The 8,345-nt window shown below is 58.0% G+C and carries 8 protein-coding genes and 1 pseudogene; 6 read left to right on the forward strand and 3 right to left on the reverse strand.

The features are described 5' to 3' along the window. Positions 1 to 161 precede the first annotated feature (161 nt). The 3 genes from ACQ4N7_RS14375 to ACQ4N7_RS14385 all read left to right on the forward strand — a co-directional run bounded on the left by ACQ4N7_RS14375 (position 162) and on the right by ACQ4N7_RS14385 (position 1,471). Positions 162 to 662: a Photosystem I reaction center subunit III gene (locus ACQ4N7_RS14375; protein ID WP_430712191.1), complete on the forward strand. Its 501-nt coding sequence runs from the start codon at positions 162 to 164 to the stop codon at positions 660 to 662. 52 nt (positions 663 to 714) lie between these two features. After that, positions 715 to 840 (forward strand): photosystem I reaction center subunit IX, encoded by a 126-nt coding sequence (psaJ, locus tag ACQ4N7_RS14380; RefSeq protein ID WP_017301046.1) that lies wholly within the window; start codon positions 715 to 717, stop codon positions 838 to 840. Between the two features lie 148 nt (positions 841 to 988). After that, positions 989 to 1,471 (forward strand): photosystem I reaction center subunit XI, encoded by a 483-nt coding sequence (locus ACQ4N7_RS14385; RefSeq protein WP_430712192.1) that lies wholly within the window; start codon positions 989 to 991, stop codon positions 1,469 to 1,471. A gap of 77 nt (positions 1,472 to 1,548) precedes the next feature. On the opposite strand, the gene ACQ4N7_RS14390 is transcribed toward ACQ4N7_RS14385, so the two are convergent. Then, the gene (locus ACQ4N7_RS14390) at positions 1,549 to 2,757 is read right to left on the reverse strand and encodes an aminotransferase class I/II-fold pyridoxal phosphate-dependent enzyme (protein ID WP_430712202.1); all 1,209 of its coding nucleotides are present in this window, start codon (positions 2,755 to 2,757) and stop codon (positions 1,549 to 1,551) included. Between the two features lie 143 nt (positions 2,758 to 2,900). Between ACQ4N7_RS14390 and ACQ4N7_RS14395 the strand changes: the two genes are divergently transcribed. Together ACQ4N7_RS14395 and ACQ4N7_RS14400 are read left to right on the forward strand one after the other, a co-directional pair. After that, positions 2,901 to 3,722 carry an acyl-CoA desaturase gene (locus tag ACQ4N7_RS14395; RefSeq protein WP_430712193.1) on the forward strand — a complete coding sequence of 274 codons (822 nt, stop codon included), beginning with the start codon at positions 2,901 to 2,903 and terminating at the stop codon, positions 3,720 to 3,722. A gap of 104 nt (positions 3,723 to 3,826) precedes the next feature. Further along, positions 3,827 to 4,570 (forward strand): GDSL-type esterase/lipase family protein, encoded by a 744-nt coding sequence (locus ACQ4N7_RS14400; RefSeq protein ID WP_430712194.1) that lies wholly within the window; start codon positions 3,827 to 3,829, stop codon positions 4,568 to 4,570. A gap of 30 nt (positions 4,571 to 4,600) precedes the next feature. On the opposite strand, the gene gyrB is transcribed toward ACQ4N7_RS14400, so the two are convergent. After that, on the reverse strand, positions 4,601 to 6,541 hold the full coding sequence (gyrB, locus tag ACQ4N7_RS14405; protein WP_430712195.1) for a DNA topoisomerase (ATP-hydrolyzing) subunit B: 1,941 nt from the start codon (positions 6,539 to 6,541) through the stop codon (positions 4,601 to 4,603). Positions 6,542 to 6,666: 125 nt separating this feature from the next. On the opposite strand from gyrB, the gene miaA reads away from it, so the two are divergent. Further along, positions 6,667 to 7,656, forward strand: coding sequence for a tRNA (adenosine(37)-N6)-dimethylallyltransferase MiaA (miaA, locus tag ACQ4N7_RS14410; RefSeq protein ID WP_430712196.1), 990 nt, complete (start codon positions 6,667 to 6,669; stop codon positions 7,654 to 7,656). A gap of 25 nt (positions 7,657 to 7,681) precedes the next feature. Here the strand turns inward: miaA and ACQ4N7_RS14415 are convergent. Further along, positions 7,682 to 7,897 (reverse strand): annotated as a pseudogene (locus ACQ4N7_RS14415) (IS630 family transposase); the annotation flags it as partial. Positions 7,898 to 8,345: the final 448 nt, after the last annotated feature.

Consider the following 8,345-nt stretch of genomic DNA (forward strand, 5'->3'; position numbering starts at 1 on the left):
AAGCCGTAATTTGTAGAGATGTAAACACCCCACCGATCTTAGCTTTACGGGGGTTCGGCTGCGGGGTATTATGGCGACCAAGTTGGGTGAATTTTTGTTCAAAAAACTTAACTTTGCGTTCAAATCGCCCTAGTTTCTTAGGTAATTAAAAGGAACAGTTTATGCGACGGTTTTTTGCTGTAGCGCTTGTAGTGTTTCTCTGGTTCGGGTTTGCCCCCCCGGCCTCCGCTAGCCTGGCTGGCGACAACGTGGCAGGGCTGACCCCCTGTGGCCAAAATGAAGCGTTTCTAAAGCGGGCTGCCAATGCCAAGACAGATGCGGCAAAGGCTCGGTTTGACTTTTACGGTAGCTCCACTCTGCTGTGCGGCAGCGACGGCCTGCCTCACCTGGTGGTAGATGGCGATCTGGCCCACGCCGGGGAATTTTTGATTCCTAGCGTTCTGTTTCTGTACATCGCGGGCTGGATTGGCTGGGTCGGTCGGGCCTACCTGATCACGGTGCGTGGCAGAAAGAACCCCGAAGACAGCGAGATCATTATTGATGTGCCCCTGGCTATCAAGACCGCTCTGACTGGGTTTGCTTGGCCTTTAACCGCTTTCAAAGACATCGCCAGCGGGGCTATGTTTGCCAAAGATAACGAGATCACCGTATCTCCTCGCTAGGCAACTGCTCTGCTTACTCCCAGAACTACGATCCAGGAGAACTAGTTAGACCATGGACAATAATTTGCTTCGGTATCTGTCGTCTGCGCCAGTGCTTGCCACCGTGTGGATGGTGATTACCGCCGGTATTTTGATTGAGTTCAACCGCTTCTTCCCCGATTTGCTGCTGCATCCCTAGGGCATAGATCTTGCTCAGTCGTCCGGCTCAGGACGCTTTGCGATCGCTCTAAGTATGCTGCTTAAAAGATGGTTTTTGGGGACTTAACGGCATCTAGAAACCGTCTTTTCCATTTGCTGTGACCTTATTTGAGTTGGAGAAACCCCCTATGACAGAAGCTATTCAGCCCGCTGGGGATCCACAGATCGGCAATCTAGAAACGCCGATCAATTCCTCCGGATTTTCTAAAGCCTTCATCGGCAATCTACCGGCCTACCGCCAGGGGCTATCGCCCCAGCGGCGCGGCCTAGAAATTGGTATGGCCCACGGCTATTTTCTCTACGGCCCCTTTGCCCTGCTCGGTCCGCTGCGCGATTCTGAAATTCCTGGCCTGGCCGGGCTGCTCAGCGCCGCAGGGCTGATCGTTATTTTGACCGCCTGCCTGTCGCTGTACTCGGGTGCTGGCGTCAACACCTCTGTGACCAAGACCACCACCCCCTTTACCCCTCCTGCTACCCTTGAAACCAACGAGGGCTGGAGCGAGTTTGCGGGCGGCTTTTTAATTGGCGGTATCGGTGGCGTCACCTTTGCCTACCTGCTGGCGGCCAACCTGCCGATTCTGTCGACCCTCGTCAGCGGCGGCCACAGCTAGGGCTGATTCTATAACCCAACCCTTTATCTTGAAAAGGCTGTGGGCAATGGATTTCGATCCGTTGCCCACAGCCTTTTTTACAGCGCTTCGATCGCCTCAACGGCGGCCTCCACCGCCAGAGCCACGTGGGTCCAGTGGGTGCCGCCCTGGCAGTAGACGGTGTAAGGCTCGCGCAGAGGGCCATCGGCCGAGAGTTCGGAGGTGCTGCCGTCGATAAACGTGCCGCCTGCCATCACCAGTTCGCTGTCGTAGCCGGGCATGGCGGCAGGGACAGGTTCTACGTAGGCATCGATGGGTGAATGGCGCTGTACCGCCTTACAGAAGGCAATCAGCTTTTCGGGCGAACCCAGACGAATGGCCTGGATCACGTCTCGCTGGGGGGAGCTGGGAGCCGGGTTGACGGGGTAGCCCAAGGCCTCGAAGGTGGCCGCTAGCAGATAGTTGCCCTTCATCGCCTCACCCACCATCTGGGGGGCTAAAAACAACCCCTGGTACAGCAGTCGATTTTGGTTGAGGCTCGACCCGCCGCTGGCCCCAATGCCGGGAGCGGTGAGGCGACAGGCGGCGGCGGCCACTAGATCGGCTCGGCCCGCTACGTAACCGCCGGTTGGTGCGATCGTGCCGCCAGGGTTTTTGATCAGCGACCCGGCCATCAGGTCTACCCCGACGGCGGTGGGCTCTCGGTCTTCTAAAAATTCGCCGTAGCAGTTATCGACGAAACAAATAAGGTCGGGATTTTGCCTCTTTAGGATGGCTACGATTTTTTCGATTTCCGCTATGGTGAGGGTTGAGCGCCAGCTGTAACCGCACGATCGCTGGATGTGCACCAGTCGGGTTTTTGGCCCCACTGCGTGAGCCAGGGCCGACCAGTCGATCGCGTTAGCGGCACTCAACGGTAATTCTCGATAGGACACCCCAAACTCGGCCAGAGACCCCTGACCCGTGCCGCGTAAGCCAATCACTTCCTCCAGGGTGTCGTAGGGGGTGCCCGCCACCGCTAGCATTTCATCGCCAGGGCGCAAAACGCCGTATAGGGCACAGGCGATCGCATGGGTGCCCGAGACAAACTGCGATCGGGCCAGCGCCGCTTCTGCTCCCATAACATCGGCAAACACGCGATCGAAGGTGTCTCGACCGATGTCGTCGTGGCCATAGCCCGATACACTACTGAAGTGGTGGCTCCCTACCCGGTGCCGCCGAAACGCTGCCAGCACCCGCTCCAGGTTCTGCTTGACCTGGGCGTCAATTCCATAAAAAATCGGAAGGAGGATAGATTCTGGCGGCATCTTGGGGTTTGATTGTTGCAATGGTTAAATTTTTTCGTTAAGAAACAGGGGTAATTATTGTCCCCTAAATTTACTCTGCTTGAGCAAAAGTCTTGTCCCCAAGTTCTTGTTCGGGCTCCTGTCCAAAATTCTGAGATTTCTGCATGACTGCTGTAACTACTGAGCGTTTGTCCCGCGATTGGGTCACTCTCCTGTTTATGATCGCCGTCCACAGCATGGCTGCTCTGGCGTTTTTGCCCAGCAATTTCTCCTGGGCCGCGATCGGTGTGGCGCTGCTGCTGCACTGGTTTACCGGCTGCCTGGGTATTACCCTGGGCTGGCACCGCCTGGTCTCCCACCGTAGCTTTACGGTGCCCAAATGGCTAGAGTACTTCTTTGTCTTTTGCGGTACCCTGGCCTGCCAGCACGGCCCCATTATGTGGGTTGGCCTGCACCGCCACCACCACGCCTACTCAGACCAAAGCCTCGATCATCACGACTCTAACAAAGGCTTTTGGTGGAGTCACATGGGCTGGATGCTGCGCGATGTACCCGCCAAGGATGAGGTGACTCGCTTTATTCGCGATATCAAGGACGATCCGTTCTACCTGTTCTGCGAGCGGTTCTTTTTGCCGCTGCAAATTGCCCTTGGGGTCGTACTCTACGCCCTGGGCGGCTGGCCGTTTGTGCTATGGGGCATTTTTGTGCGGCTGGTGGCGGTCTACCACTGCACCTGGCTGGTCAACAGCGCCACTCACAAGTTTGGCTATCGCACCTTTGAAACCGATGACAAATCGACCAACTGCTGGTGGGTCGCCGTGGTGACCTATGGCGAAGGCTGGCACAACAACCACCACGCCTACCAGTATTCGGCACGCCACGGCCTCAAGTGGTGGGAAATCGACATGACCTGGATGACCATTCGCTTTTTGGAAGTGGTGGGCCTGGCGAAGAAGGTCAAGCTGGTCGGCGCGACCGATAGCTAGCCGCTGATCACACTGCGGCGATCGCTAGCCCGATCTCTCATATTTTAGGACGCCGTCACGATGGGGGTGTCCTATTTTTTTGGTCGAACACCCGAGGTTTTTTGATGAGCAAGATGCCTAAGGCCTGGTTAGCAATGGGAGGGGGGCTGCTGCTGTTGGCCGGGTGCGATACTCCAGGCTCGGTCCTTTGGGGCGATCGCACCCAGGGGACAGTCTCTGACTACAGCGCCGCGCAACCTCTGGTGAACCCGCAGGACACCGCCACCAGGGATGCCAACAATCTGGATCGCAGGGCGGGCGAGCAAATAATTGCCTTTGGCGACAGCATTACCGCAGGGGCCGGGGTGGGTCCGCAGGCCGCCTATCCCAGCCTGCTCAGTCAAAGCTTAGACCTTCCCATTGTCAATGCGGGTAGGGGGGGCGACACCACCGCAACGGCCTTAAACCGTCTGCAGGATGTCGTATCAGCTGACCCTTGGCTGGTCATCGTAGGGCTGGGCGGCAACGACTTTTTGCGACAGGTGCCGATCGCCCAAACGGAGCAAAATCTGCGCGAAATTGTGACCCGCCTTCAGCAGCAGGGGGCGATTGTGGTGATATTGGGTATGAATGTCTACCCCTTTAACGGCGACTATGGGGCCATGTATCAGCGGGTCGCCAGCGAGACTCAGGCCCACTTCATCCCTGGGGTGCTGGAAGGCCTAAACGACCCTCGGTATCTGTACGATAAAATTCACCCCAATCAGGCTGGGCACCAGATCTTGGCCGATCGCGTGGCCGCAGGACTGCAGCCGCTACTAGAGCAAGCTACCCGGCCCGCCAGTCTATCCAACTGGCAACCCGATTGAGCACCGACCCAATTAGCACGGGCAAACCGCCTAAATATCGAGGTCTTCGAGCTTCATGCGGGGGCCGTAGGTCTCAATGAACTCGCGGCGGGGGGCAACGCGATCGCCCATCAGAATTGTAAAGATGCGATCGGCCTCGGCGGCATCTTCGATCTCTACGCGCTTCATCGTGCGGGTGGTGGGGTCCATCGTGGTTTCCCACAGCTGCTGAGGCATCATTTCGCCCAGGCCCTTAAACCGCTGTACCGTGTAGTTGGCGTTGGCCGGAAACTCGTTGGTAATCAGGTTTTGCAGCTCGCGCTCGTTATAGCAGTACCAGTGGTTGCGGCCCCGCTCCACCTTGTAGAGAGGCGGGCAGGCGATGTAGACATAGCCCTGATCGACCAGGTCGCGCTGGTAGCGGTAGAAAAAGGTGAGCAGCAGGGTGCGAATGTGGGCCCCATCGACGTCGGCGTCGGTCATCAGGCAGATGCGGTGGTAGCGCAGCTGCGATGCGTCAAACTCTTCGCCGCGAATGCCCATGCCCAGGGCCGTGATCAGGGCCTGAATTTCGGTGTTTTTGTAGATTTTAGAGTCGTCGGTTTTCTCAATATTGAGAATTTTGCCCCGCAGCGGCAGGATGGCCTGGAAGCGGCGATCGCGCCCCTGTTTAGCGCTGCCCCCAGCTGAATCGCCTTCCACAATAAAGATCTCAGACTCGCTGGGGTCGCGGCTGCTGCAGTCGGCTAGCTTGCCGGGCAGGGTAGACGACTCCAGCACCGACTTACGGCGCACCAGCTCCCGCGCCCGGCGGGCAGCCTCGGCGGCGTTAAAGGCCTGAATCGCCTTCTCTAAAATGGCGTCGGCTACGTTGGGGTGAAAGTCGAGGTACTCCGTCAGCGCCTCGCCCACCAGTGAGTCAACAATGCCGCGCACCTCGGTGTTGCCCAGCTTGGTCTTGGTCTGGCCTTCAAACTCAGGGTCGGGCACCTTCACCGAAATGATCGCCGTCAGACCCTCGCGAATGTTTTCGCCAGCCAGGTTGGAGTCGGCGTCTTTGCGCTTGTTGCGCTTGCGGCTGAAGTTGTTGAGGGTGCGGGTCAGCACCGCTTTGAGACCCTCCAGGTGGGTGCCGCCGTCGATGGTGCGAATGTTGTTGGCAAAGCCCAGCAGGTTGTCGGAGTAGGCATCAACACACCACTGCAGCGCCGCCTCTACCTGCACCCCGTCGCGCTCGGAGGAGATGTGGATGATCTCATCGTGGATGGGCTGCTTGTCGCTGTTGATGTACTGCACGTACTCGATGATGCCGCCCGCGTAGTGGTAGGTCGAGACCTTGGGCTTGTCTGACTTGATCACATCGAGGCGGTAGTCGGTAAAGACAATCTCAATGCCGGCATTGAGGTAGGCTAGCTCTCGCAGACGCCCGGCCAGGGTGTCGTAGTCAAACTCAGTGCCGTTGTGAAAAATCTGAGTGTCGGGCAAAAACGAAACCGAGGTGCCCTGGCGCTGCTCAGCAATTTTCTCTACCCTTAGCTCGCCGATGGGCACGCCCCGCTCAAAGCGCTGTTTGTGCACCTTGCCCTCGCGCCACACGGTCGCCTCGACCCACTCCGATAGGGCGTTGACGACCGAGATACCCACGCCGTGGAGGCCGCCCGACACCTTGTAGCCCCCACCCCCAAACTTGCCCCCGGCGTGGAGCACGGTCATTACTGTTTCGAGGGCCGACTTGCCGGTGCGGGGGTGCACATCGGTAGGAATGCCGCGCCCGTTGTCGGTGACCGACACGGAGCCATCGGCGTTGAGCGAAATATCGATGCGATCGCAGTAGCCTGCCAGAGCCTCGTCTACGGAGTTATCGACAACCTCGTACACTAGGTGATGGAGTCCACGGGGCCCAGTGCTGCCAATGTACATGCCTGGGCGTTTACGAACAGGCTCAAGCCCCTCTAGAACCTGAATCTGCTCAGCACCGTAGTTGGTTGTCATGTTGTACGCTCCAAAAATGGGCTTAAGGCCACCCGACTACCCGGTAGACTAAAATACTAGAAAATTATAGCACAAAGCTGCCACAGCGGATTCTAGAGCAGCTTCAGGCGAAGAATGAACCAGGGATGCAACCACCACATTTTTCTCAGCTAGAGTCACTGCCCCAAGCCGGGAAGCATAGTGGTTCAATTGTACCATTACTACTGGTGATTGGCGGTGCCACCGCCACCGGCAAATCGTCCCTGGCCCTGGCTCTGGCCCAGCGTTTGGGCGGCGTCATTCTCAGCGCTGACTCCCGACAAGTATACCGAGAGTTTGATATTGGCACCGCAAAACCTTCGACCCGCGATCGCCAGCAGGTGCCGCACTATTTAGTTGATATTTGCGCCCCCACCCAAACCCTGACGCTGGCCCAGTACCAGCGCCAGGCCCAGGGGCTAATTCAGCAGTTTCACCAGTTGGGCACCTCGCCTCTGCTGGTCGGTGGCACGGGCCTCTATATCGATGCGGTGGTGAAGGGGCTGCGCATTCCCCCGGTTGCGCCCCAGCCTGATCTGCGTCGCCAGCTCGAAGCGCTGGGTCAGCCCTCCTGCTATAGCCTGCTCAAAGGCGTGGATGCGATCGCGGCTCAGCGCATCCATGCCAACGACCCGGTGCGCACGGTACGCGCCCTGGAGGTCTACTACGTCACTGGACAGCCAATGTCGGCGCTCCAGGGCGAAGTGCCCCCCAGCTATCCGGTGCTCTACCTGGCTCTCGACTGTGACCCCCTAGCTCTAGAGCGCCGCATTGCCCAGCGCACGCAGGCCATGGTTACAGCGGGGTTAGTCGAGGAGGTCACCGCTCTGGCCCAAATGTATGGCGCTGAGCTACCGCTGCTGCAAACCCTGGGCTACGCCGAGATTCTGCAACATCTTCAGGGCAATTGTTCTCTGACGGCTGCGGTAGACAATATCGTGCTTCACACCCGTCAGTTCGCCAAGCGCCAGCGCACCTGGTTCCGCAACCGGGCAGCGGTGCAGTGGTTCGATGCCGACGCCGAAGATTTGGTGGATCGGGTGTGGGAAGTGTTGGGGGAGTGGGTGGAGAAGGTGAGTGATACTAAATCCGGGTAGCATACCCCCGAAACGATTGGGTTTGTCATGCGGGCCACCAGTGATAGTTGGTTAGGGCTTTAATCTCGGACTGCATCGACAGCAAGGTTCGGCAGCGGGCCTCAGGGACATCTTCGAGATCACTGAGGGCGTCAAAGCAGCGGTTGACTAAGGGTTCATCGGCAAGTCGCCAAAGCCGTTCTGCGGGCTGCAACTCGGGAGAGTAAGGCGGCAATACCTCTAGATGGCTGCCGTCGGGTATTGCAAATTCGGCTCACCTTTGCGATGCCGGGGACGAGGCACTTGCAGCGATTGCTCCAAGCGATTGAGATAGTCTCACCCCCGTTGAGGCCAGACCTTCGCCACTCCGGTGACCTCGGCAATCACCTGAGCCACCTTGGGTCCACTCCAAACCCCATTATCATCCGGGGGCAACTGCAATCGACCCCAAGCGTCTCGTAGTTTGCTCAGCGTTGAGCAAACTACGAGACGCTTGGGGTCGATGATCCTTGCGTCGATTGCGCAAGCCAGCAGCGCCATCACGGTTGTAATCTTTCACCACTGCTCGGGCGTAGTCGTAGTTCTGCGTATTTGCATAACTTCGGCACCTAGTTGCATCAACTTCGGCACCCCCTCGATTGGCGAGGGAAAAACAGCATAGCTGGGCAGGTCAGATTCATTATGCAGTCTGTGAATAGATCGTGAGAATA

This window comes from Nodosilinea sp. AN01ver1, assembly GCF_050565655.1.
In the GTDB taxonomy this organism is placed as follows: domain Bacteria; phylum Cyanobacteriota; class Cyanobacteriia; order Phormidesmidales; family Phormidesmidaceae; genus Nodosilinea.